25 protein-coding genes are annotated in these 24,007 nt (G+C 72.4%); 15 read left to right on the top strand and 10 right to left on the bottom strand.

What is annotated here, in order from left to right; all coding sequences use genetic code 11:
• The first annotated feature begins 84 nt into the window (after positions 1-84).
• Genes ACH34S_RS15250 through ACH34S_RS15240 form a run of 3 tightly spaced genes read left to right on the top strand, consistent with a single transcriptional unit; the run spans position 85 to position 2,791 of the window.
• The gene (locus ACH34S_RS15250; protein WP_132174976.1) at positions 85-759 is read left to right on the top strand and encodes a response regulator transcription factor; all 675 of its coding nucleotides are present in this window, start codon (positions 85-87) and stop codon (positions 757-759) included.
• Positions 756-2,237, top strand: coding sequence for an ATP-binding protein (locus tag ACH34S_RS15245; protein ID WP_395953242.1), 1,482 nt, complete (start codon positions 756-758; stop codon positions 2,235-2,237). Before ACH34S_RS15250 ends, ACH34S_RS15245 begins: the two co-directional genes overlap by 4 nt.
• Entirely contained in the window at positions 2,234-2,791 is a 558-nt protein-coding gene (locus ACH34S_RS15240) for a hypothetical protein (protein WP_395953241.1), read from the top strand. The genes ACH34S_RS15245 and ACH34S_RS15240 overlap by 4 nt, the downstream gene beginning before the upstream one ends.
• Positions 2,792-2,826: 35 nt before the next feature.
• Here ACH34S_RS15240 and ACH34S_RS15235 read toward each other — a convergent pair whose 3' ends face one another.
• On the bottom strand, positions 2,827-3,543 hold the full coding sequence (locus tag ACH34S_RS15235; RefSeq protein ID WP_395953240.1) for a metal-dependent hydrolase: 717 nt from the start codon (positions 3,541-3,543) through the stop codon (positions 2,827-2,829).
• A 142-nt stretch (positions 3,544-3,685) separates the two neighbouring features.
• On the bottom strand, positions 3,686-4,036 hold the full coding sequence (locus ACH34S_RS15230; RefSeq protein ID WP_395953239.1) for a winged helix-turn-helix transcriptional regulator: 351 nt from the start codon (positions 4,034-4,036) through the stop codon (positions 3,686-3,688).
• Positions 4,037-4,132: 96 nt separating this feature from the next.
• Here ACH34S_RS15230 and ACH34S_RS15225 point away from each other — a divergent pair, with 96 nt between their 5' ends.
• Positions 4,133-4,756 carry an NAD(P)-dependent oxidoreductase gene (locus ACH34S_RS15225; RefSeq protein WP_395953238.1) on the top strand — a complete coding sequence of 208 codons (624 nt, stop codon included), beginning with the start codon at positions 4,133-4,135 and terminating at the stop codon, positions 4,754-4,756.
• On the opposite strand, the gene ACH34S_RS15220 is transcribed toward ACH34S_RS15225, so the two are convergent.
• The 3 genes from ACH34S_RS15220 to map are packed head-to-tail and all read right to left on the bottom strand — an operon-like array spanning position 4,753 to position 7,403.
• Positions 4,753-5,784 carry a DNA polymerase ligase N-terminal domain-containing protein gene (locus ACH34S_RS15220; RefSeq protein ID WP_395953237.1) on the bottom strand — a complete coding sequence of 344 codons (1,032 nt, stop codon included), beginning with the start codon at positions 5,782-5,784 and terminating at the stop codon, positions 4,753-4,755. The two genes, ACH34S_RS15225 and ACH34S_RS15220, sit on opposite strands and share 4 nt — an antisense overlap.
• Before the next feature lie 19 nt (positions 5,785-5,803).
• The gene (locus ACH34S_RS15215) at positions 5,804-6,493 is read right to left on the bottom strand and encodes a ComEA family DNA-binding protein (protein ID WP_395953236.1); all 690 of its coding nucleotides are present in this window, start codon (positions 6,491-6,493) and stop codon (positions 5,804-5,806) included.
• Positions 6,494-6,551: 58 nt separating this feature from the next.
• Entirely contained in the window at positions 6,552-7,403 is an 852-nt protein-coding gene (gene map, locus ACH34S_RS15210; protein ID WP_395953235.1) for a type I methionyl aminopeptidase, read from the bottom strand.
• Between the two features lie 70 nt (positions 7,404-7,473).
• Here map and ACH34S_RS15205 point away from each other — a divergent pair, with 70 nt between their 5' ends.
• A complete protein-coding gene (locus ACH34S_RS15205; RefSeq protein WP_395953234.1) occupies positions 7,474-7,653 on the top strand; it encodes a hypothetical protein in 180 nt (59 codons plus the stop codon).
• 5 nt (positions 7,654-7,658) lie between these two features.
• Here ACH34S_RS15205 and ACH34S_RS15200 read toward each other — a convergent pair whose 3' ends face one another.
• Entirely contained in the window at positions 7,659-8,255 is a 597-nt protein-coding gene (locus ACH34S_RS15200; protein WP_395953233.1) for a hypothetical protein, read from the bottom strand.
• 96 nt (positions 8,256-8,351) lie between these two features.
• On the opposite strand from ACH34S_RS15200, the gene npdG reads away from it, so the two are divergent.
• The 4 genes from npdG (at position 8,352) to ACH34S_RS15180 (ending at position 11,310) form a co-directional block, all read left to right on the top strand.
• Positions 8,352-9,059, top strand: a complete 708-nt coding sequence (gene npdG / locus ACH34S_RS15195) for an NADPH-dependent F420 reductase (RefSeq protein WP_395953232.1) — start codon at positions 8,352-8,354, stop codon at positions 9,057-9,059.
• A gap of 10 nt (positions 9,060-9,069) precedes the next feature.
• Entirely contained in the window at positions 9,070-10,143 is a 1,074-nt protein-coding gene (locus tag ACH34S_RS15190; protein WP_395953231.1) for a potassium channel family protein, read from the top strand.
• 77 nt (positions 10,144-10,220) lie between these two features.
• Positions 10,221-10,553, top strand: a complete 333-nt coding sequence (locus tag ACH34S_RS15185) for a hypothetical protein (RefSeq protein ID WP_395953230.1) — start codon at positions 10,221-10,223, stop codon at positions 10,551-10,553.
• Positions 10,554-10,563: 10 nt separating this feature from the next.
• Entirely contained in the window at positions 10,564-11,310 is a 747-nt protein-coding gene (locus ACH34S_RS15180; protein WP_395953229.1) for a hypothetical protein, read from the top strand.
• Between the two features lie 19 nt (positions 11,311-11,329).
• Here the strand turns inward: ACH34S_RS15180 and panB are convergent, their stop codons facing one another.
• Positions 11,330-12,181 carry a 3-methyl-2-oxobutanoate hydroxymethyltransferase gene (gene panB, locus ACH34S_RS15175; protein ID WP_395953228.1) on the bottom strand — a complete coding sequence of 284 codons (852 nt, stop codon included), beginning with the start codon at positions 12,179-12,181 and terminating at the stop codon, positions 11,330-11,332.
• A 339-nt stretch (positions 12,182-12,520) separates the two neighbouring features.
• Between panB and ACH34S_RS15170 the strand changes: the two genes are divergently transcribed.
• Positions 12,521-14,638 (top strand): SpoIIE family protein phosphatase, encoded by a 2,118-nt coding sequence (locus ACH34S_RS15170; protein ID WP_395953227.1) that lies wholly within the window; start codon positions 12,521-12,523, stop codon positions 14,636-14,638.
• Between the two features lie 6 nt (positions 14,639-14,644).
• Here ACH34S_RS15170 and ACH34S_RS15165 read toward each other — a convergent pair whose 3' ends face one another.
• Together ACH34S_RS15165 and ACH34S_RS15160 are read right to left on the bottom strand one after the other, a co-directional pair.
• Positions 14,645-16,432: an NAD+ synthase gene (locus ACH34S_RS15165; protein ID WP_395953226.1), complete on the bottom strand. Its 1,788-nt coding sequence runs from the start codon at positions 16,430-16,432 to the stop codon at positions 14,645-14,647.
• Positions 16,433-16,464: 32 nt separating this feature from the next.
• Positions 16,465-17,727, bottom strand: coding sequence for an MDR family MFS transporter (locus tag ACH34S_RS15160; RefSeq protein WP_395953225.1), 1,263 nt, complete (start codon positions 17,725-17,727; stop codon positions 16,465-16,467).
• Between the two features lie 55 nt (positions 17,728-17,782).
• Between ACH34S_RS15160 and ACH34S_RS15155 the strand changes: the two genes are divergently transcribed.
• Positions 17,783-18,748 carry a DUF5937 family protein gene (locus ACH34S_RS15155; protein ID WP_395953223.1) on the top strand — a complete coding sequence of 322 codons (966 nt, stop codon included), beginning with the start codon at positions 17,783-17,785 and terminating at the stop codon, positions 18,746-18,748.
• An 18-nt stretch (positions 18,749-18,766) separates the two neighbouring features.
• On the opposite strand, the gene ACH34S_RS15150 is transcribed toward ACH34S_RS15155, so the two are convergent.
• Complete coding sequence (locus ACH34S_RS15150; protein ID WP_395953222.1) at positions 18,767-19,828, bottom strand: terpene synthase family protein; 1,062 nt, start codon at positions 19,826-19,828, stop codon at positions 18,767-18,769.
• Positions 19,829-19,990: 162 nt separating this feature from the next.
• Here ACH34S_RS15150 and ACH34S_RS15145 point away from each other — a divergent pair, with 162 nt between their 5' ends.
• The 4 genes from ACH34S_RS15145 to glnA all read left to right on the top strand — a co-directional run bounded on the left by ACH34S_RS15145 (position 19,991) and on the right by glnA (position 23,996).
• On the top strand, positions 19,991-20,821 hold the full coding sequence (locus ACH34S_RS15145) for a substrate-binding periplasmic protein (RefSeq protein WP_395953221.1): 831 nt from the start codon (positions 19,991-19,993) through the stop codon (positions 20,819-20,821).
• Entirely contained in the window at positions 20,776-21,645 is an 870-nt protein-coding gene (locus ACH34S_RS15140) for an amino acid ABC transporter permease (RefSeq protein ID WP_395953220.1), read from the top strand. Before ACH34S_RS15145 ends, ACH34S_RS15140 begins: the two co-directional genes overlap by 46 nt.
• 73 nt (positions 21,646-21,718) lie before the next feature.
• A complete protein-coding gene (locus tag ACH34S_RS15135; RefSeq protein WP_395953219.1) occupies positions 21,719-22,510 on the top strand; it encodes an amino acid ABC transporter ATP-binding protein in 792 nt (263 codons plus the stop codon).
• Positions 22,511-22,634: 124 nt separating this feature from the next.
• Positions 22,635-23,996: a type I glutamate--ammonia ligase gene (gene glnA / locus ACH34S_RS15130; protein WP_395953217.1), complete on the top strand. Its 1,362-nt coding sequence runs from the start codon at positions 22,635-22,637 to the stop codon at positions 23,994-23,996.
• Positions 23,997-24,007: the final 11 nt, after the last annotated feature.

Raw genomic sequence — 24,007 nt, 5'->3', positions numbered from 1 at the left:
CCGAGTGTCATGATCTTGTGCGGGCGATGTCCAGATCTCGTGACAAAGCCGGATCGCTGATCATTCGTGGCCGATACTGGCGGGGTGGCGAGCATTCTCTTCGTCGAGGACGACCCCGCCGCCCGGGCCGCCCTGGAGCTGGCGCTCACCCGCCAGGGCCACGGGGTGACGTCCCGGGCCACCGGCGAGGACGGGCTGGACGCGCTGCGCGCCCGGCGTCCCGAGATCGCGATCCTGGACGTCATGCTGCCCGGCATCGACGGCATCGAGGTGTGCCGCCGGATCCGCCGCGAGGACCCGCTGCCGGTCATCCTGCTCACCGCGCGCGGCGACGACCTCGACATCGTCCTCGGCCTGGAGGCGGGCGCCGACGACTACGTGGTCAAGCCGGTCGAGCCGCGCGTGCTGGACGCCCGCATCCGCGCCGTCCTGCGCCGCGCCGACCACACCCGCGTCGACCGGTCGGTGTACGGCGACCTCGTCATCGACCGGGCCTCGCTGAAGGTGACCAAGGCCGGGACCGACCTGCGCCTCACCCCGACCGAGCTGCGGCTCCTGCTGGAGCTGGCGCGGCGGCCGGGCCAGGCCCTCACCCGGCAGCACCTGCTGTCGGAGGTGTGGGAGCACACGTATCCCGGCGACTCGCGGCTCGTGGACGCCTGCGTCCAGCGCGTCCGCGCGAAGATCGAGGACGAGCCCGCCGAGCCGCGGCTGATCGAGACCGTCCGGGGCTTCGGCTACCGGTTCAACGCGCCGTGAGCGGGGGCACCGCCACCGGGGCGGCGCGCCCGTTCCCCGGGCTGCGGGTCCGGCTCGCGGCGGCGTTCGTCGCGGTCGCGATGCTGGCCGCGCTGATGGCGTCCGGCATCTCCTACGTCCTGCTCAGGCGGGTGATGCTGCAGCGCGCCCAGGACGCGGTGCTGACCGAGGTGCGCGAGACCCTCGCCCGGCAGATCCCGCCCCTGCTGCCGCCGGACTCGGCGTACCTGGTCCGCGGCCAGCTGGAGGAGGCCCTCGGCGCCGCTCCCGGGCGCAAGGCCGTCGCGGTGCCGCTCGCGCTGGACGGCGCGCTCGAGCTGCCGCCCCCAGGCTCTCTGGACGTGCCCGTCACCCGGGAGTTCGCCCGGCGCGCGGTCCGCGGCGTCGTCTTCCAGCGCGTCGTCCGGAACGGCACGCCCTACCTGCTCGTCGGCGCGCGCGCCACCGGGTTCCGGACCACGGTTGACGAGCCGTGGCGGACGACGCCGCCGATGGTGTTCGTCTCCGCGAGCCTCGCCCGGGAGGCCGCGGACCTGCGCCAGTTCACCCGCGTGCTGCTGATCGCGGACGCGCTGGCGCTGGTGTCGGCGATCGGGTTCGCGCTGCTCGCGACCGGCGGCGTGCTGCGGCCGGTGCGCCGCCTCGGCGCCGCGGCCAGGGCCCTCGGGGAGGGCGAGCTGGAGACCCGGGTGGACGTGCGCGGCGACGACGAGCTGGCCGACCTGGCCCGCACCTTCAACCGCACCGCCGAGGCGCTGGAGCGGATGGTGACGGACCTGCGCGCGATGGAGGCCGCGTCCCGCCGCTTCGTCGCCGACGTGTCCCACGAGCTGCGCACCCCGCTGACCTCGATGATCGCCGTGACCGACCTGCTGGCGGAGCACGCCGCCGACGAGAACGGCGCCGCGGCGCGGCTCGTCGCGGGCGAGACCCGGCGGCTCGGGCGGCTGGTGGAGCACCTGATCGAGATCAGCCGCTTCGACGCCGGGGCCGCCGCGCTCGTCCTCGACGAGGTGAGCGTCGCGGCAGCGGTCGCCGGGACCCTGGAGGCGCGCGGCTGGCGCGGCGACGTCGCCGTGCACGGACCGCCGGACCTGTTCGTCCGGCTGGACCCGAGACGGTTCGACGTCGTCATCGCCAACCTGGTCGGGAACGCGCTCCGGCACGGCCGCCCGCCGGTCGCGGTGCGGTTCGGGCCGGCGGAGCGGAGCGGCGTCGCCGGCGTGACCGTCGCCGTCACCGACCGCGGCCCCGGCCTGCCCGCCGACCTGGTCGACGTCGTGTTCGACCGGTTCGTCAAGTCCGACGCGGCGCGCTCGCGCAGCGATGGCAGCGGCCTCGGGCTGTCCATCGCGAAGGAGAACGCCGTGCTGCACGGAGGAACCCTCACGGCCGCCAACGGCGCGGACGGCGGCGCGGTGTTCACGCTCTGGCTGCCAGGCCGGCCGCCCGGTGAAGGGGAGGGGGAGACCCCGTGAGGGGGAGGGGGCGGCCGAGGGCGTCCGGCCCGGTGCGGAGCCTGTTCGCGGCGACCGTCGCGCTGGCGGCGCTCGCCGCGCCGGTGATGCCGGGGCTCGGCGTCCGGCCGACCGGGATCATCAGCGCGGGCGACCTGCCGATCGCGGCGGGGAAGGCCGCCGACATCACGGTCTACCTGGTACGGGACGGCCGGCTGGTGCCGGTCGTGCGGCCCGGCCTCCCGGGGCACCCGTATCTGGGCATCACCCAGCTCGGCGTCCCGGTCACCGCCCAGGAGCGCCGCACCGGGCTGCGCACCGAGGTGCCGGCCGCGCAGGAGATGCTGGTCAGGCCGGACGGCCCGGCGGGCCGGCTCACCGTCGAGTTGATCGAGGGGCCGGGGCAGGACGGCGGGAACGTCGGCCGGTGGCCGCGGCCCGCGCTGGGGCAGCTCGCGTGCACGGCGCAGGCCGTGCCGGGGGTGAAGCGGGTCGTGCTCGTCGGGTGGTACGGCGAGCATCCGAACGTCTCGATGACGCTGACCTGCGCCATGTTCGGGGATCTAGTCGACTGACCTGGCCCTGGCCCGAGGGCTCCCGGGCGGGCCGCTCAGCCCCGGGTGAGCCACTGGGTGGTGACGTCGCCGAGGACGGAGCGGACGGCGAGGACGGCGATGCCGAGGCTGAGGACGGGCATCACGACCCACCGCTCCACCTTGCCGTCCGTCCTCGGGATGACGGGGACGTCGATCCGGTACGGCAGCGGCCAGAACACCGGGCAGCCCCGCGGTGTCAGGCAGTCGCCGACGACGTGCGCGAAGCAGCCGAGCCCCACCGCGAACCCGACGAAGCTCATGTCGATGTTGTGCATCAGCCACACCGCGGCGAGGGCGAGCGCGCAGTCGGCGAGCGCCGACTGGGGCTCCTTGCCCTCGAAGTCCAGCCCGACGCCGCGCAACCCCAGCCCGACGATCATGAACAGGCAGGCCCACCACGCGTAGACGTAGTGGGTCGCGAGCATGTCCATCGCCAGGCCCATGGCGACCGCGAACAGGAGCGAATGGGTCGCCTGCCGGTGCCCGCCCGAGAGCTTCCCGATCCACTTGCACATGTGCTGCGTGATCGGCCCGAACGTGTTGGCGATGCGCCCGTTGTGATGGTCGATGTCAGGCAGGATCGCCGCGCCCGCGCACACCACCGCGCCCGCCGCGACCTGCTCCGCCGACAGCGACACCGCGTAGTCGCCGAGCAGCCGCTCCTGGGCGATCACCGGCACGGCGCACAACCATGCCAGCGCGCCGCTGAGAGCGTGCGTCCTGCCCATCATGTGCCCGATCCCCCGCCTCTCAGCGCATCCCGCCGCCCGTTCCAGAGCGGGACTCTAGCCCGCTAGCGAACGGTTTCAACGGCGACGCGCCGAAGCTGGCAGTACGCCCATTTGATGCGAAATGGGCCGCCCCGGTTCCGGGTCAGGCGGGGGCCTGCTCGCGGGCCGCGACGACGGCCTCGACGTTCTCCTCCGCCCACGCCGCGATGGCCTCGATCGGGGTCTGGAGGGACTGCCCCAGCGGCGTCAGCGCGTACTCGACCCGGGGCGGGACCTGGGCGAAGACCGTCCGGGTGAGGAGGCCGTCGCGCTCCATCGCGCGGAGCGTCTGGGTGAGGACCTTCGGGGTCACGCCGCCGATCCCGTCGCGGAGCTGCGTGAAGCGGCGCGGCCCGTCGCTCAGGCTGAGCACGACCAGCACGGACCATTTGTCCCCGATGCGGTCCAGGACGAGCCGGGTCGGGCAGTCGGGGTCGAACGCGTTGCCCTTCATGGTTTCCGAATGGTACCAATGGATCTTTGAAGTAACCAGTATCCGATGGATACCGTCCTTGGCGAAACGACGTTCACGAACGTTGGAGGAGTCACCATGAGGATTCTGCTGATCGGCGCGACCGGAATGATCGGGCGCCGCGTCGCCGACGAGGCGCTCCGCCGCGGCCACGAGGTCACCGGCGTCACCCGCAGCGGGAACGGCGGCACGGTGCGGGCCGACGCGTCGGACGCTTCGGCGATCGCCGGGCTCGCCAAGGGCCACGACGCCGCCGTTCTCGCGATCGCGCCGCCCCGCGACGGGACGGACCCGATCGCGCCGCTGCTGGCCGCCGGACGCGGCGTGCTCGACGGGCTGCGGCAGGCGGGCGTCCGCCGCCTGGCGGTGGTGGGAGGCGCGGGAAGCCTGGAGGTCGCGCCCGGCGTCCGGGTCGTCGACACCCCCGAGTTCCCCGCCGCGCACAAGGGCGAGGCCCTCGCGCAGGCCGAGCTGCTGGAGGTCGTCCGGGCCGAGGCCGCCGACCTCGACTGGTCCTATCTCTCGCCCGCCGCGATCGTCGAGCCCGGCGAGCGCAGCGGCGTGTTCCGGCTGGGCGGCGACCGGTTGCTCACGGACGCCGACGGCAACAGCCTCATCAGCGCCGAGGACTACGCCGTCGCGCTGGTGGACGAGCTGGAGAAGAACCAGGCCGTCCACCGCCGGATCACCGTCGCCTACTAGGACCCTGAGGGCCCGGCGGGGACCAAGCGCCAGTCGCCGGACTCCTCGCCGGGCCCGTAGGGCGAGTCCAGCCGCTTGGCGACGACACCCGGCAGCCCCTGATCGGCGGCGGCCGCGCGGACGGCGTCGCCGTCGCCGGGGAACCACGGCGCCGTCTGCCACCGGGGCCCCGACAGGCACAGCTCGTCGAGCCGCTCCCGGCGCTCCCGGTACGGGACGTCCAGCAGCGGATGCCCGTCGAGATGCAGCAGGTCGTAGATCATGTAGATCTCGCGGCCCTCCAGGACGGCGAGTTCCCCGTCCAGCAGCACGGGCCGGGCGCCCAGCGAGGCGCCGAGCGGGCCGCCCAGCCCGCCGGGCCCGTCGACCGCGCGGCCCCGGTCGTCGGTGAACCGCGTCCGGCCGCCCTCGACGTAGGCGGGCATCCGCCGGCCGCCCCACGCGAACTCGAAGCCCCACGCCTTCTGGTCACGCGGCAGCCGCGTCTTCCCGACCGGGCGCATCGGCGTGAGCGAGTCCGGCAGCGGCTCGGCGTCGGGGTCGGCGGGCGGGTCCATCCGGTGGATCATCCAGTTCTTGCCGCGCGTCCTGAACAGCACGTACCGGCCGGACACCCGCGACCCGTGGAGCACGAACTTCACCTCGCGCTCGGACCACTTCTCCGTCTCGTACGTCCCGCGATCCCAGATCGTCATCGTCCCGGCGCCGTACTCGCCGCGCGGGATCTCGCCCTCGAACGTCGCGTACTCCAGCGGATGGTCCTCGGTGTGGACGGCGAGGTGGTTGGTGTCCGGGCTCCACGGCAGGCCCTTCGGGACGGCCCACGACACGAGCACGCCGTCGCGTTCGAGGCGCAGATCCCAGTGCAGGCTGCTCGCGTGATGCTCCTGGACGACGAACGTGTCGTCGTCACCGTGGGGGACGGCCTTCTCCTGGGGGACGGGTTCCGGCGTTCGCCCGGCATCGCGCTTGCCCCGGTACTCGGCGAGCCGGTCGTCGCCGCCTTTGCGCTGCTTCTTCGGGGTCACGCCCGATTCGTACCCGCGATCAGCGGATGAAGACGGCGTAGTCGGCGAGGTCGCCGGTGAGGTCGGGCGGCAGCCCCGCCACCGCGGACAGCTCCTCGGCCGACATGAACCCACCCGCCTCGGCCCGCACCCGCTCGATCCGCGCCGCCAGGTCGGGCGTGACGCCGGGCAGCAGCGTGAGCGCCTCCGCCGGCGCGTGGTTGACGTCGACGAGCCCGCCGTCGTTGTACTGGCGCGGCAGGTCGGGGCGCCCGATCCGCAGCTCCCTGGCCAGGCCCGGGTCGGCGGCGGCCAGCTCCCGCGCCTTGTCGCGCAGCAGCCGCTGCCGCTTCACCCGCTCCACGACCGCCTCGTTGTCGACCGCCGACAGCCCGTGCGGGTCGAACACGCGGCGGCGGATGATGAACGCGTGCGCGCAGCCGACCACCGCGAGGACGAACAGCAGCACCCCGACCGTTCGCTCGGCGCCGTCGTCCTTGCCGATGTCGGGCAGCAGGAACAGCATCAGCGTGAACACGCCGATATAGGCGGCCGAGGAGATCAGCAGATGCGCGCTGCGCCGCCACAGCGCCGCCGCCGCGAACGTGAACGGCGTGGCGTAGCCGAGCGTCAGGAAGGGCAGCGCCGCCCACGTGACGCTGAGCGCCGCGCGCCCCGGTGGCATGCTGTCGGACGGAACCCTCGGCTCGTACGGCGCTGGGGCGTTCATCTCTAGAGGGTCTCCCGGCCGGATGTGGGACGAATCGGACTCTAGATCAAGAGGTCTGTCACGGCAGGGTGAGGATTTCGTGGCCGCTCTCCGTCACCAGCAGCGTGTGCTCGAACTGGGCCGTCCGCCTGCGGTCCTTGGTGACGACCGTCCAGCCGTCCTTCCAGATGTCGTACTCGTGGGTGCCGAGCGTCAGCATCGGCTCGATCGTGAACGTCATCCCCGGCTCGATGAGCGTGGTGGCGCCCGGGTCGTCGTAGTGCGGGACGACCAGCCCCGAATGGAACGTGGTGCCGATCCCGTGCCCGGTGAAGTCGCGGACGACGCCGTACCCGAACCGCTTCGCGTACGACTCGATGACCCGTCCGATCACGTTCAGCGCCCGGCCCGGCTGCACCGCCCGGATGCCGCGCATCATCGCCTCGTGCGTGCGCTCCACCAGCAGCCGCGACTCCTCGTCGACGTCGCCGCACAGGAACGTCGCGTCGGTGTCGCCGTGCACGCCGCCGATGAACGCGGTGATGTCGACGTTGACGATGTCGCCGTCGCGCAACACGGTGTCATCGGGGATGCCGTGGCAGATCACCTCGTTGATCGAGGTGCACAGCGACTTCGGGAACCCGCGGTACCCGAGCGTGGACGGGTAGGCGCCGTGGTCGAGGAGGAACTCGTGCCCGATGACGTCCAGCTCGTCGGTCGTGACGCCCGGCCGGACGTGCTTGCCGACCTCCTCCAGCGCCTGCGCGGCGATCCTGCCCGCCACCCGCATCCGCTCGATGATCTCGGGCGTCTTGACGTCGGCCTCGCCGGTCTTCGGACGCTTCTTTCCCACGTACTCGGGCCGCGGAATGCTCGCCGGGACCTTGCGCATGGGGGAAACGTGTCCGGGCCGGAGAAGCTGGGTCGTCATAGTGATGAGTGTAGTGAGCGGGATCGGGGCATCGAATCCCGTGCGAGCGCAAGATCGAGAGGAGCGCCCGATGGCCGGTGACGATGGTGACTGGTGGTTCTGCCTGAAGCACATGAAGGTCGAGCACGGGCCCGGCTGCCCCGGCAAGGACCGCATGGGCCCCTACGAGTCCGAGAGCGCCGCCGCGAACGCCCTCGCCCTGGCCCGCGAACGCAACGAGGCATGGCGCAGGCAGAACGACGCCGACTGAGCGACCTACTCGACGACGGGGCCCGACACCGCGTCGAGGAGCTTGGCGAGCCGGCGGCGGAGCCCGCGCGGGCTCCGCGCCGGCTCCTGCCCGGCGGCCGCGCTGACCAGGTGCTGCGCGCCGTCGAAGGAGATGAGCGCCGCGTCCGGCGGGACGGTCAGCGCCTCGTGGGCCAGGCTTCGCAGCTCGCGGTCGCCCCCGTCCAGGGCGAGGACGGTCGCCCCGACGCGGCGCGCGTCGTCCACCCGCTCCAGCAGCGGGACGGGCGCGTCCTCCTCGGCGACGACGAACAGCGTCTCGCCGCGCCGGGCCGCCTCCAGCCGCTCCAGCCCGACCCGCAGGTGCGCGGGCGCGTCCGCGGGCGGCTTCCAGCGCACCAGCGTCGGCGCGAGGCCGGGAACGTCGGCCAGGCGGCTCTCGTCGTCCAGATGCGCGGCGAGATGCCACGGCTCGCCGGCGGGGGTGCCGACGAGCAGCAGCCCGCCCGGCGTCCGGGACGTGACCCGCAGCGCGCGGCCGAACTCCTCGGTCCGCTCCAGCCAGCCCGTCGTCGACAGGACCTCGCGCAACATGACGATCTGCTCGGCGTCCACGGGAACCATGGTGCCCCACGCGGCGCCCCGGGTGAGTGTCTTCCGGGATGCGGGGGAGGAGCCCGGGGCGCGCCGCCCCGGAACCCGCCTGGCAGACTCGGCGGCATGACTGAGCAGCAGCGCAAGGCGCCCTTTGACCTCCCTGACGTGAGCGGCCTGTCGATCGGCATCCTCGGCGGCACCGGAGACCAGGGCAAGGGGCTCGCCCGGAGGTTCGCGCTCGCCGGGCACCGGGTCACGATCGGCTCGCGCAAGGCGGACCGCGCCCAGGCCGCCGCCGACGACCTCGCCGGCGGGCAGGACGCGGACCTGCCGGTCTCCGGCGCGGAGAACCCGGTGGCCGCCGGAGAATCCGACGTCGTGATCGTCGCGGTGCCGTGGGAGGGCCACAAGGCCACGCTGGAGTCGCTGCGCGCCGAGCTCGCCGGGAAGATCGTCGTCGACTGCGTGAACCCGCTCGGCTTCGAGAAGGGCAAGGGCGCGTTCGCGCTGCCCGTCGAGGAGGGCAGCGCCGCCCAGCAGGCCGCCGCCGTCCTGCCGGACAGCCGGGTCGTCGCGGCGTTCCACCACGTCTCCGCCAAGCTGCTGCTCGACCCCGGGGTGGAGGGGATGGAGCTGGACGTCCTCGTCCTCGGCGACGACCGGGAGGCGACCGACCTCGTCCAGGCCCTCGCCGGGCGCATTTCCGGCATGCGCGGCATCTACGGCGGCAGGCTGCACAACGCCCACCAGATCGAGGCGCTCACCGCGAACCTCATCTCGATCAACCGCCGCTACAAGGCCCACGCGGGCCTGCGCGTCACCGACGTCTGAAGCCCGCCCGATGAAGAACGATCCGCGGGCGGTGGAGGCGGTGCGGCCGCCGCGCCTCCTGCTGCCCTCGGTCCGCCGCAGCCCGCTGCGCGCGGTCACGCAGCGGGTCGTCTTCGCGGTCGCGCTGCTCATCGCCGTCGTGGTGGTCGTCTACGCCGACCGCGGCGGGTACCGCGACAGCGCGGGCGGGCCCCTCTCCCTGCTGGACGCCTTCTACTACGCCACCGTGACCATCACCACCACCGGGTACGGCGACATCACGCCCGTCAGCGCCAGCGCCCGGCTGGTCAACATCGTCTTCGTCACGCCCGTCCGGGTGCTGTTCATCATCGTCCTCGTGGGCACGACCCTCGAGGTGCTCGCCCAGCGCACCCGCGAGGAGTGGCGCCAGGCCCGCTGGAGGAATCGCGTGCGCGACCACATCGTGGTGGCCGGCTACGGCACGAAGGGCCGCAGCGCCATCGAGACGCTGCTCCGCACCGGCGTCGACCGGGAGTCGATCGTCGTGGTGGACCCCGACCCGAAGGCCGTCGAGGAGGCGGCCGCCGCCGGGATCGCCGGCATCGTCGGCGACGCGTCCCGCAACGTGGTGCAGCGGCGGGCGGCGGTGCCGCTGGCCAGGGAGATCGTGGTGGCGGCCGACCGGGACGACGCCGCGGTGCTGATCACCCTGACCGCGCGGGAGCTGAACCCGTCCGCGCGGATCCAGGCGGCGGTGCGCGAGTCGGAGAACGCCTCGCTGCTGCGGCAGAGCGGCGCCGACCGGGTCGTGACGTCGTCGGAGGCGGCGGGCCGGCTGCTCGGCGTGTCCACCAGCCGCCCGCACGTCGGCGACGTCCTCGCGGACCTGATCGAGCACGGCAGCGGCCTCGACCTGGCCGAGCGGGACGCCGCCCCGGACGAGGTCGGCCGCCCGATCGGCGAGGTCACCGAGCCGGTGCTGGCGGTCGTGCGCGACGGCCGCGCGCTCACCTTCGACGACCCGGACTGCTCGCCGATCAGGCCCGGCGACCGGCTGATCGTGGCACGTTCCCTACCCCGGCTGCGCCAGGCCGTCGATCGCCGCGAAGAGTCGGATTCCTGACATTTCAGGGAGCGATTCAGGCCCCTGGCGCGTCCGATTACTGGCATATGATCGGGTCGACTCCAAGCGGGGTGGATATGAGGGAGAACCGGTCGGCGGACCCATGGAGCGCGTTCCTCGCCCCGTCGAGGCGGGACGGGGAGGCGGCCCGGTCCGACACCGGCGAGTACCGCCGCGCGCCCGGCACCCAGCCCGGCGCGGCCGGTGAGCGGCCGGACGCGGATGACGCGCGCAGGCGCGTCCTGGCCCAGCTGAAGGCGGCGCAGGGGCCGATGTCACTGGAGCAGATCCACCACGCGACGCGGCTCGGGCTGCTGGAGGTCGCGAACGCGGTCGACGCGCTGCGCACTCGCGGCCTGGTCTCCGTCGAGCGCGAGATCGACGAGATCGTCAGGCTGACCGAGGAGTGAACGCCCCCTGATGGTCGGTTATGTCGTCGCTGTCTCGCTGAGCTGTCTCGTCGGTATCGCCGAGCTCGTCAGCCGGTACCGGGACCGGCCCACCACGCTCGTCCGGGTGCCGAGCACCTGGGCGTACGTGCTGATCAACGGGACGGCGGGCGCGGGCTCGCTGCTGGCCCTGCACACGTTCGACTGGCGGTTCGGCGTCCAGTCCCCGGACGTCGTCGCCGCCACGCAGGTGCTGGTGGCGAGCTTCGGCTCGATGATGGTGTTCCGCAGCGCGATCTTCACCGTCCGGGTCGGCGACGAGGACGTCGCGGTCGGGCCGAGCACGCTGCTGACCTCGCTGCTCGCCGCCGCCGACCGCGGCGTCGACCGGATGCAGGCCAAGACCCGCGCGCACGAGGCGGGCGAGATCATGCGGGGCGTGTCGTTCGCCAAGTCCAGGCTCGCGCTGCCGACCTACTGCCTCGGGCTGCTGCAGAACGTGTCCGCCGAAGACCAGGCCGACCTGCGCACCGCCGTCGACGCCCTCGCCGGCAGCGAGATGACCGACGGCCAGATGGCCCTCAACCTCGGGCTGCTGCTCATGAACGTCGCCGGACCCGACGTGCTGCGGTCGGCGGTCGACACGCTCCGCTCCGAGATCATGTCGGACGACCCGGACGCGCGCCGCGTCCCCGCGCCCCGCGACGGCCAGATCCGCGAGGGCGGCCACGGTGAGGCCGCCCGGGCGGATCTGGCCCGCGCCGACCCCGACCACTGAGGACGGGGCCGGCCGTGGGTCAGCGGTAGGTGTGCTCCGGCGCCGGGTAGACGCCGCTCACGACCTCGTCGGCGTAGGTGCGGGCGGCCTCGCCGAGCAGCGTGTTCATGTCCGCGAACTTCTTGACGAACTTCGCCGTGTGCGGCGTGAGCCCGGCCATGTCCTGCCAGACGAGGACCTGCGCGTCGGTCTGGTTGCCGCCGCCGATCCCGATCGTCGGGACCGACAGCGACGAGGTGACCCGCGCCGCGAGGTCCTCGGGCACGCATTCGAGGACGACGGAGAACACGCCCGCCGCTTCGAGGGCCTTCGCGTCCGCCATGAGCTCTTCGCCGTCCTGGCCGCGGCCCTGCACCCGGTAGCCGCCGAAGGCGTTCACCGACTGGGGGGTGAGGCCGAGGTGGCCCATCACCGGGATGCCCGCGGCGACCATCGCCTCGACCTGCGGGAGGATCCGGCGGCCGCCCTCCAGCTTCACCGCGTGCGCGCCGGTCTCCTTGAGGAACCGCGTCGCGGCGGCGAGCGCCTCGGGCACGCCCGTCTGGTAGGAGCCGAACGGCAGGTCGGCGACGACCATGGCGCGTTTGGAGCCGCGGACGACGGCCGCGGTGAGCGGGATCAGATCGTCCACGGTGACGGGGATCGTCGAGTCGTAGCCGTACACGACCATCGCGGCGGAGTCGCCGACGAGCAGGACCGGGATTCCGGCCTCGTCGAAGATCCGCGCGGTGAGCGCGTCGTAGGCGGTGAGCATCGGCCACTTCTCGTGCCGCTGCTTGGCGGCGGCGATGTCGCGTACGGTCACCCTTCGCCCGCTCGTACCGCCGTACAGTGCGGTCGGCTGCGCGGGGGGTGCGACAGAAGAAGACATGCGAGAACCTCCGGTCTTGAGGCGCCACGGTGGCGTACCCAGACGGAACCGATCGTGCCACTTTGGAAACGATTCGGGTAGTCCCCGCAATTCCCAGAAAGGCCCCCGCGGTGCCTCCCGGAGGGCCCGCGATGCCTGGCGGAGGGGGCTGCGGAGGAGGGTGTGACGTTCAGAACAGACGCCCCAGTGCCCGGAATGTGGCCGAGGGGGGCATATACCGCAGGGATTTCGACGTGGTAAGCGTGATCTTCTCCCCTTGAAACGGTGTCATGCCCCATACTGTCCCTGGATAGTGCTGATACGACCGGCTGTCTGGGAGCGCGTCAGGTGAGATCCGTCATGGCGCCGCGAGGCGAAGCGCCCGCAACCGATTCCGCGTCCCGGACGCTCGTCCTGGGCATCGACGGTTCCCGGCGGATCGTGCAATGCGGACCGAACGCGAGAGCCGTCCTCGGCCGGGCCGCCGAGGACCTGATCGGCCACTCCACCATCGAGCTGGTGGGGGACGAGGCCAAGGCCGAACTCGAAACGCTGCTGGAGGCGGGCGACGCCGGGCAGGAGCGCAACGGCGTCATCACCGTGATGCGCGGCGACGGCACGTCCACCGAGGCCGTGGTGACCGCGCAGCCCCTCGTCGGCGGCGACTCCGAGGGCGCGGCCACGACGCTGCTGTTCGTCCGGGTCGCGCTCCCGCCGAGCGAGCGCTACCAAGACCCGGCGCTCATGCGGCGGGCGCTCATGGACGACCAGCTCACCCGGTTCGGCGCGTCCCTCGACCTCGACCAGTCCGCCCGCGGGCTCGTCGACGTCGTCGTCCCGCACTACTGCAACGCCGCGTCGGTGCTGGTGCTGGAGAGCCTCGTCGCCGCCGACGAGGTGCACGCCGAGTCCGGGTCCGCCGTGCTGCGCCGCATCGCCGTCACCTCCGACGACGGGAACGCGGCATGGACGTCGACGTTCCCCGTCGGCGAGGTGCTGGTGTTCCCCGAGGGCACCCCGTACCGGCAGGTCATGGACACGGCGCGGCCCGTCCACCTGCCGAACATCGACGTGGACGAGGCGTCCGAGATCGGCCGGCTGTGGCGCCGCCGCCCCGCCGGGGAGCTGCTGTCCGGCGTGTCGATGGTGCTGCTGCCCATGATCGCCCGCGACACCCTGCTCGGGTTCCTCGCCTGCACCCGCGTCCCCGGGTTCCGCAAGTTCGACGCCTACGACGTCGAGATCGGCATGGAGTTCGCCACCCGCGCCGCGATCGTGATCGACAACGCGCGGCTGTTCAGCCGCGAGCGCGCCACCGCGCTCGCGCTGCAGCGCAGCCTGCTGCCGAACCGGCTGTCGGCGCCGTCGTCCGTCGAGGTCAGGCACCGCTACCTGCCCGGCAGCAAGCTCGTCGAGGTCGGCGGCGACTGGTACGAGTCGATCGCGCTGCCCGGCGCCCGCGTCGCCCTGATCGTCGGGGACGTCGCCGGGCACGGTGTCCGCGCCGCCGTCACCATGGGACGCCTCCGCACCGCCCTGCACACGCTCGCGAACCTGGAGCTCCCGCCCGCCGAGGCCCTGCACGTCATGCACGAGCTCATGATCGAGCTCGGCGAGCAGGAACCGCACTTCGCCACCTGCGTGTACGCGGTGTACGACGCGACCACCGGCACGATCGAGATCGCGTCCGCCGGCCACCTCCCGCCGCTGCTCGCCGGACCGAACGGCGACAACGAGTACCTGAAGGTCCCGCCCGCGCCGCCGCTCGGCGTCGCGGGCGGCTCCGCGATCGAGAGCCGCGAGTTCACCGTCGAGGACGGCAGCCTCTTCGTCATCTACACCGACGGCCTGGTCGAGAACCGCGGCCGCGACATCGACGACGGCCTCGCCCGCCTCCAGACCGTGTTCGGCCCCGGCTCCGTCGGCCACTCCATGGAAGACCTGGCCAAGGCCACCCTCGCCGGCGTGTACGCCGACCAGCACCGCGACGACATCGCCGTCCTCATCGCCCGGCTCCGCCGCCTGCCCGAGGACCGCTACGCCTCCTGGACGCTGCCCGCCGACCCGGCCGCCGTCCGCCGCGCCCGCGGCCTGGTCAGCAGCCGCCTGGAAGACTGGGGCCTGGAGGAGCTCGCCTACACGACCGAGCTGCTGGCGTCGGAGCTGATCACCAACGCGCTCCGCTACGCCCCCGGCCCGATCGAGTTGCGTCTCCTCTTCGAACGCACTCTCGTCTGCGAGGTGCTGGACCGGTCCGCCGCGCTGCCCCGCCTCCGCCGTGCCGAGGACGACGACGAGAACGGCCGCGGCCTCCTCGTCGTCAGCCAGCTCGCGCACCGCTGGGGCTCCCGCCGCACCGCCGCCGGCAAGGTCGTCTGGTGCGAGCAGATCGTCCCCGGCGTCGATCCGGACGCCTCGGAACAGGTCCCCGGCTGGCCCGGCGAGGCCTGGCCCGGCGAGAACCACCACAGGGAGTAGTAGGGCTTACCTCTCGCGCCAGCGGTTGGTGATGGGGAGGCGGCGGTCTCGGCCGAAGTTCTTTGGGGTGATCTTCGGGCCGGGCGGGTACTGGCGGCGCTTGTACTCGGCCAGGTCGACCAGGCGGATGATGCGGTCCACCAGCGCGGCGTCGTGGCCGGTGGCGATCAGGGCTTCGCGGCCCATGTCGCGTTCGACGTAGTCGGTGAGGATGGGGTCTAGGGCGCTGTACTCGGGCAGGCTGTCGACGTCGCGCTGGCCCGGGCGCAGCTCGGCCGACGGCTCCTTGACGAGGATCGCCTCGGGGATGGGCTCCTCCGCGAAGGGGTGCAGGAACGGGGTGCTCTTGCCGGCCTGGGTGTTGCGCCAGCGGGCGAGGTCCCAGACGGTGAGCTTGAAGACGTCCTTGATGGGGCCGAAGCCGCCCGCGGAGTCGCCGTAGAGGGTCGAGTAGCCGGTGGCCAGTTCGCTCTTGTTGCCGCCGGTCAGGACCAGGTGGCCGTGCTCGTTCGACAGGGCCATCCAGACGTTCGCGCGGATCCGGGCCTGGAGGTTCTCGGCGGCGAGCCCGTGCAGGTCGAGCTGGGTCTCGAACGCCTCGACCATGGGGGCGATGGGGACCGTGCGGGAGTTGATGCCCTGCCGTTTGACCAGTTCCTCGGCGTCCACCACTGACCCTTCGGAGGAATAGCGGCTGGGGAGGAGGATGGCGTGGACGTTCTCCGGGCCGATCGCGTCGGATGCGATCGTCGCGACTAGGGCCGAGTCGATGCCGCCCGACAGGCCGAGGACGACCGAGCGGAAGCCGTTCTTGCGGACGTAGTCGCGGGTGCCGAGGACGAGTGCCGCGTACACCTCGGCGAGGTCGTCCAGCGGCTCGGCGACGGTCTGCGGCTCGACCGGGTAGGCGGGCACCGGGCCGGTGGACAGGACGTGCCGGTCGATGGTGATCGTCGTGCCGTCCAGCGCGTCCACGGGGGTGCCGTGGGCCGGTGCGGGGGACGGGGCCGCGGCGGGCAGCGCGAGGTCGGCGACGAGGAGGTGTTCGGTGAACTGGGGGGCGCGGGCGAGGAGCGACCCGTCCGAGCCGACGATGACCGAGTCGCCGTCGAAGACCAGCTCGTCCTGGCCGCCGACGAGGTTGACGTAGGCGAGGGCGCAGCCGGCCTCGCGGGCGCGGCGGGCGCACAGGTCGAGGCGGGTGTCGTCCTTGTCGCGCTCGTAGGGGGAGGCGTTGATGGACAGGAGCAGCCCGGCGCCCGCGGCCGCCGCGACGCTGACCGGGCCGCCGTCCTGCCAGAGGTCCTCGCAGATGGCGGTGGCGACGTCGACGCCGTGCACGCGGACGACCGGCAGCCGGTCGCCGCGCACGAAGATCCGGTACTCGTCGAACACGCCGTAGTTCGGGAGGTGGTGCTTGGCCGAGCGGACCAGCACCTCGCCGCCGTGCAGCCAGGCGGCACCGTCCAGCGGCGAGCCGGCGGGCTGCCCGGGGCGGACGAGCCCGACCGTCCGCCGGTCGAGGTAGCCGACGATGACCGGCAGGTCGCCGAGGCCTTCGTCGGCGAGCCGCCGGGCGAGTCGTTCGAGAGCGGTCTGGGACGCCTCGACGAAGGACGCGCGGAGCGCGAGGTCCTCCACCGGGTAGCCGGTCAGCATCATCTCGGGGAAGGCGACCAGGTGCGCGCCGGCGTCGGCGGCGCGCCGGGCCCATTCCACGACTGTGCCGGCGTTGCCGTCGAGGTCGCCGACGGTCGAGTTCACCTGCGCGAGCGCGATCCTGAGCTGTGCCACCCGTCCAGGATAGATCGGCGGGGATAGTTTCGTCACTCTGACGAAAAGGTGGCCTTCAGCACAGCGTCGTGGCGGCGGCGGATCGCGGGCGCCAGCGCGAGCAGCGCGGCCGCGGCGGCGAACGCGAGGCCCATGCAGGTCAGCCACAGCGCGGGGCCTCCGCCGAGGGCGAGCAGTTGCGTTCCGCCGAGCGGTGCCAGAAGGAAGCCGCCGGACCACGCCATTCCGTAGAGGCCGTTGTAGCGTCCGCGCAGGTGGGACGGGGCGAGGTCGGCGACGACGGCTTGCAGCACGGCCGCTGCGGTGATCTCTCCGAGCGTCCACACCAGGATCGTCGCGGTGTAGGTGCCCAGCGACGAGGCGAGCGAGGTGAGCCCGTACCCGATCCCGACCAGGACGAAGCCCGCGACCATGACCAGGCTGTGGTCCCGCCGCGAGAGCCACGCGTTCACCAGCGGCTGGACGATGATGATCAGCACCCCGTTGGCGGCGATCGCCAGGCCGTAGTCGCGCGGGCCGAGGCCGTCCTCCCTCATCGCCAGCGGCATCGTCGTCATGCCCTGCATGATCACGAAGATGTAGGCGAGGCAGATCAGCGAGTAGCCGACCATCACCCGGTCGTGCAGCACCTCGCCGAACCCCTGGAGCACGCCCCCGCCGCCGTGCTCGCGGGCGCGGGTCTCCGGGATCGCCCGCCACACCAGCAGCCCGAACGCGGCGCAGGTGAGCGCGTCGATCCAGAACAGCCACAGGAAGCCCTGCTGCGCGAGCGCCCCGCCGACCACCATCGCGACCGCCCAGCCCAGGTTGATCGCCCAGAACAGCAGCCCGAACGCGCGCGGGCGGTCCGCCGGGGAGATGATGTCGGCGATCATCGCCTGCGCGGCGGGCCGGTGCATGTCCAGCAGCATCCCGACCAGCAGCGCCGCCGCGACGATCGCGACGATCCCGTGGGCGTAGCCGAGCGCGAGCATGCTGACGCCACTGCCGACGGTGGCGAGCGTCAGCGTGGCGCGGCGGCCGATCCGGTCGGCGAGCGCGCCGCCCGCGAGCGTCCCGCCGAGCGAGCCCGCGCCGAGGGTCGCCATCACCAGGCCCGCCTCCCCGAGCGACAGCCCGCGGACGTTCGTCAGGTAGAGGCCCAGGAACGGCTGGACCATGGTGCCGAGCCGGTTCAGGAGCGTTCCAGTCCACAGCGCCCAGAACGAGCGGGGGAGACCGCCGACCCGGGGGGCGAAGAAGGTCGCGAGCCTGCCCGGCGAGGGGGCGACAGGGGTGTCTTCCAGAGCCGTCACTCTCACGATGGTGACGGCTCCGCCTCCGGCCCGATAATCCTTTAGCCTTGGCTAAATGATCGAGTTCGTGTTCACGCCGGACGACGCGGCGCGGGTCAGGTTCGCGTTCTCCCCGCTCTGCGAGATGGTGCGCAGCCTGCGGGTGCTCGCCGACCCGTCCGGGCACGCGCTGCACCTGCCCTGGGTGCACGCGGTCCGGCCGCGGCTGCGCGGGCTCGGCATCGGGCCGCTGCGCGAGGTCGTCCCGCCCGCCGGGTACTACCCCGACTTCCTCACCCCGCCACCGGTCGGCCCGCTGCCCGATCTGGACGCCGAGCTGGCCATCGTCCGGGCCACGCCGCCCGAGGTCGTCGCCGCCGAGCTGCTCTTCACGGAAGGCGGCGCCCCCACGCCCACGCGCCTGGCGATGGCCGCCGAACCCGAACGCACCCTGGAAACGCTCGTCGACCTGCTCGAACGCTACTGGACGGTCGCCGTGGAGCCGTTCTGGCCGCGCATCCGGGACCTGCTGGAGGGCGACGTCCTGCGCCGCACGAACGCGCTCGCCGTCGAGGGCGCCGCCGGCGTGTTCGGCGACCTGCACGACGCGGTGTCCTGGCGGTCCGGGACGCTCCGCGTCGACCGGCGCTGGACGTTCAGCGGCGGCCTCGCCGGACGCGGCCTCATGCTCGTCCCGAGCGTGTTCGTGTGGCCGAACGTGTCGGTGATGGTGCCGCCCTACCAGGCCATGCTCAGCTACCCGCCGAACGGTGTGGCGACCCTCTGGGAGACGGGCCCCGCGGCAGGGGACCGCAAGGACGCCCTCGCCGCGCTCATCGGCCGCCGCCGCGCCGAGCTGCTCGCCGCGCTCGCGACGCCCGCCTCGACGACGGAGCTGGCGCGGCGGATGGAGGTGACGGCCGGTGCGGTCAGCCAGCACCTCGGCGTCCTGCGCGCCTGCGGCCTGGTCACCGGGCACCGCATGGGCCGCCGCGTCCTCTACGTCCGCACCTCCGCCGGCGACGCCCTCGCCCGGAGCTGACCGCCGACCGGCGAGTCGTCAGGGCGAGACGGAGCGGTGCAGCGACCGGATCGCGATGCCCGGCGGAGCGGGCGCGGGCGGGCCTGCGGAGGAGCGGAATTCGATGTAGCGGCCCGACTCGGCCAGCCAGTCCATGTGCGCGCGGGGCGTGTCGAGCAGGACCTTGACGACCCGCGCGGCGGCGGAGCGCTGCGCCACGGTGAGCTCCAGCCGGTCGAGCATCTCGGGCAGGGCGCGGGCGGCGCGCCAGGCGTCGTCGATCCGGTCGGCGATCTTCTCGGCGACCATGTCGGCGATCAGCGCGGCGGACCGCACCGGATCCAGCCCGTGCGCGCGGGCGAGCACGGCGGGCAGGCCGTGCACGTCCCCGCGCGCCGACTCCAGCTCGTGCGACGCCACGTCGTTCGACCAGGCCACGACGTCGGCGACGCTGTGCGCGAGCGTCTTCCAGCGCGGTGTCCGCAGCAGCCGGGACGGGAGCTCGACGCCGAGGACGGGCTCGACCAGGTCGTAAAGGAACGGTCCACACGCGCGGCGGCGCAGCGGCGCGTACTGCGCCTCGTCCGGGACGTGCCTGATCCGGCGGTTGACCGACTCCTCCGCGCAGCCGTCCCGGTGCGCCTCCAGTTGCAGCATGAACCGGCGGCGCCATTCGCGGCTCATGCTGCCGGACGTGGCCTGCCACAGCTCGACCAGCGCCGCCTCCAGCGGCCGGGCGCCCGGCCTGGCGTGGCCCCGGCGCATCGCGCGCAGCAGGTCGTCATACATCGCGTGGACGGCGCTGCCGCTGTCGGCGAGCGGCGGCTGGTCCAGCGTGTCGTCCAGCGCGAGGGTCCAGGTCAGCCAGCGGGCGAACAACTCGACCGCGGCGAGGTCGGCGGCCGGGAACACGCGGGCGGCGAGCCGCTCGCAGCGGGCCCGGCCGAGCGGCGAGGTGTCCGGGTCCCCGAGCACCAGCCCGCGGCCGCGCGCCCAGGTCTCCACCTGCGCGCCCAGCCGCCACGACTCAGGATGCATCGCCGACGGGGTCGCCAGCGCGGTCACCCGATCGGTCATCGAGAGCAGAAGTGAGATGTCCACGACCCGGCCCACGCTAATGATCACTTCACCGGGCCGGCCTGAGCGCCACGTCAATTTTCGGGAAACGGATATGCGGGGACGGTCATGGGCGGACCCGCCGCACGGCGTGGGATAGTTCGACGATCGAGCAAACCGCTCCCAACCGCTCCCACAGGAGGAAACGTGTCCAGACGAACCACGCGTTGGGCACTGGGCGCCGGGCTCGCGGCCGCCCTGGCGCTGACGGCGACGGCGTGCGGCGGCGAGGAGGGCGCCACCGTGCAGGGTGTGAAGCTCATCGAGAAGGGGGCGCTGACCTCCTGCACGCACCTGCCCTACCCGCCGTTCCAGTTCGAGGACAAGGCGAGCGGCAAGGTCGTCGGCTTCGACGTCGACATCATCGACCTCGTCGCGAAGAAGCTCGGCGTCACGCAGAAAATCGTGGACACGCCGTTCGAGACGATGAAGACGGGCTCGGCCCTCAACGCCGGCAAATGCGACATCCAGATGGGCGGGATGACCATCAAGCCCGACCGCGTGAAGTTCATGGACGTGTCCACCCCCTATTTCGACGCGACCCAATCCCTGATGGCGAAGAAGGGCAGCGGGATCACCTCGCTGGACGACGTCAAGGCCAAGAAGCTCAAGATCGGCTCCCAGGCGGGCACCACCGGCGAGGACTTCGTCCGCGGCAAGGGCCTCGACCCGCGCTCCTTCGACAACTCCACCGCCGAGCTGGACGGGCTGCGCACCGGCCAGGTGGACGTGATCGTCCAGGACGACCCGGTCGTGCGTGGCTGGCTGAAGGACCCGGCGAACGCCGCGTACGAGCTCGTCGCGAACCTGAACACGGGCGAGCAGTACGGCATGTGGATGCGCAAGGGCCACAACCCCGAGCTGGTCAAGCTGACCAACGAGGCGATCACGCAGGCGAAGGCGGACGGCACCTACAAGCGGATCTATGAGAAGTGGATCGGCCCGATGCCCCCGGCGGCGGGCGGCAGCGGATCGTGACGGCCGAGCCCATGAAGGCGGCGGCGCCGGGCGGGATGTCCCGGCGCCGCCGCCGGCAGCTCTCCCTCGGCGGCCAGTACGGCCTGTTCATCGTGGTGGTCGTGCTGGTCATCGTGCTGGCCGACTGGAGCACGCTGCAGCACAACTTCGCGAACCGGGACGTCGCCAAGGGCCTGTTCCCCGAGGTGATCACGGTCGGGCTCCGCAACACCGCCGTCTACACCGCGGTCGGGTTCGGGCTGGGCCTCGGCGGCGGGCTCCTCGTCGCGCTGATGCGGCTGTCGTCCGTCCCGCCGTACCGGGCCTTCGCCACCGCCTACATCGAGATCTTCCGCGGCCTGCCGCTGCTGCTGATCTTCATCTTCGTGGGCGTGGGCGTGCCGCTGGCGTTCCCCGGCACGAACATCCCCGGCGGCGCGGTCGGCCAGGCGGGCCTCTCGCTCGGCCTCGCCGCCGCCGCGTACATGGCCGAGACGATCCGCGCCGGGATCGTCGCCGTGCCGAAGGGGCAGATGGAGGCGGCGCGGTCGCTCGGCATGTCGTATCCGCGGGCGATGTGGTCGATCATCATCCCGCAGGCGTTCCGGATCATCATCCCGCCGCTGACCAACCAGCTCGTGCTGCTCTGCAAGGACTCCTCGCTCGTGCTGTTCCTCGGCATCACGCTGGAGGAGCGGGAGCTCACCAAGTTCGGCCGCGACCTGGCGGGGCAGGTCGGCAACACCACCCCCATCATCGTGGCCGGCATCTGCTATCTGCTCATCACGATCCCGCTGAGCCTGCTGGCCCGGCGGCTGGAGGCACGGCAAGGGGAGGCCCGATGACCGCAGCGAAGCGAGGATCTTCGGGCCGACTTCTCGGGGGTCTGGGGGTCGCCCCCCAGGAAGGCAGGCAGCGATGACCGGCTTGGAGAAGGCGCAGGACGGTCCGGGGGCGATCGAGATTCGCGGGCTGCGCAAGTCGTTCGGGGCGAACGAGGTGCTGCGAGGCATCGACTTCCGCGTCGAGCCGGGCGAGGTCGTCTGCGTGATCGGCCCGTCAGGGTCGGGCAAGTCGACGCTGCTGCGCTGCGTGAACCTGCTTGAGGAGCCGACGTCCGGGACGGTCGAGGTCGTCGGCGTGGACGTCACCGACCCCGACGCCGACATCGACGCCGTCCGCCGCCGGATCGGCATGGTGTTCCAGTCGTTCAACCTGTTCCCGCACCTCACCGTCCTCGGCAACGTCATGATCGCGCAGCGGAAGGTGCTGAAGCGGGACAGGGCGGAGGCCGAGCGGATCGCGCGGGAGAACCTGGAGCGCGTCGGGCTCGCCGACAAGATCGGCTCCTATCCGGCGCAGCTGTCGGGCGGGCAGCAGCAGCGCGTCGCGATCGCCAGGGCCCTCGCCATGGGCCCCGAGGTGATGCTGTTCGACGAGCCGACCTCCGCGCTGGACCCGGAGCTGGTCGGCGACGTCCTCGGCGTCATGCGGGGCCTCGCCGAGGGCGGGATGACCATGCTCGTGGTCACCCACGAGATGAGTTTCGCGCGCGAGGTCGCCGACCGGGTCGTGTTCATGGACGCCGGCGCGGTCGTCGAGGAGGGGCCGCCCGCACGGGTGATCGACGACCCGTCCCACGAGCGGACCCGGACGTTCCTGTCCCGCGTCCTCGATCCGGCGGCGGCACGGGTCGGAGAGGGCGAATAAGTCGGATATGTTCCGCTCAGCGGGAACGTTCTGATGGAACCCGCGCGCGTAACGTCGCGGTAACAGCGGCGCGGCATACTGCCTCGTAGGACGTAGCGGCAGGCAGTACCGAGGGGAGTGGGACTTGGACCGTCAGCAGGAGTTCGTGCTGCGCACGCTGGAGGAACGCGACATCCGCTTCATCCGGCTGTGGTTCACCGACGTGCTCGGGTTCCTGAAGTCGGTGGCCGTCGCCCCGGCCGAGCTGGAGGGCGCCTTCGGCGAGGGGATCGGCTTCGACGGGTCGGCGATCGAGGGCTTCGCCCGGGTGTACGAGGCCGACATGATCGCCAAGCCGGATCCGTCCACGTTCCAGGTGCTGCCCTGGCGCTCGGAGTCACCGGGCGTGGGCCGCATGTTCTGCGACATCCTCATGCCGGACGGCACGCCGAGCTTCGCCGACCCCCGCTACGTCCTCAAGCGGGCCCTCGCGCGCGCCGCCGATCTCGGCTTCACCTTCTACACCCACCCCGAGATCGAGTTCTTCCTGCTCAACGACAAGCCGGAGGACGGCCGCGAGCCCGAACCGGCGGACGCGGGCGGCTACTTCGACCACACCCCGCACAGCGCCGCGCACGACTTCCGCCGCAACGCGATCACGATGCTGGAGGCGATGGGCATCTCGGTGGAGTACAGCCACCACGAGGGCGCCCCCGGCCAGCAGGAGATCGACCTGCGCTACGCCGACGCGCTCACCACCGCCGACAACATCATGACGTTCCGGCTGGTGATGAAGGAGGTCGCGCTGGAGCAGGGGGTGCACGCGTCCTTCATGCCGAAGCCGTTCACCGAGCATCCCGGGTCCGGCATGCACACGCACATGTCGCTGTTCGAGGGCGACCGCAACGCGTTCTACGAGCCGGGCGCGGAGTACAAGCTGTCCAAGGTCGGGCGGGCGTTCATCGCCGGGCTGCTGCGCCACTCGTCGGAGATCACGGCGGTGTGCAACCAGTTCGTCAACTCCTACAAGCGGCTGTGGGGCAACGTCGGGTCCGCCGCCGGGGCCGGTGGAGAGGCGCCGTCCTACATCTGCTGGGGGCACAACAACCGGTCGGCGCTCGTCCGCGTCCCCATGTACAAGCCGCACAAGGGCCACTCGACCCGCATCGAGTTCCGGTCGCTGGACACGGCGGCGAACCCGTATCTGGCGTTCGCGGCGATCCTCGGCGCCGGGCTCAAGGGCATCGAGGAGGGCTACGAGCTGCCGCCGGGCGCGGAGGACGACGTGTGGGCGCTCACCGTCGCCGAGCGCCGGGCCCTAGGCATCGAGCCGCTCCCGCAGGATCTGGACGAGGCGATCCACGCGATGGAGCGCAGCGAGCTGATGGCCGACATCCTGGGCGAGCACGTCTTCGACTTCTTCCTGCGGAACAAACGGCAGGAATGGGAGGACTACCGGCGCCAGGTGACCGAGTTCGAGCGGAAGCGCCTGCTCGCCGTCCTCTAGGCAAGGGCGCC

The organism is Actinomadura sp. 3N508, assembly GCF_044326375.1.
GTDB lineage: Bacteria > Actinomycetota > Actinomycetes > Streptosporangiales > Streptosporangiaceae > Spirillospora.
The sequence above is the reverse complement of the archived record's forward strand: the minus strand, read 5'-3'. Positions and strand labels throughout refer to the sequence as shown.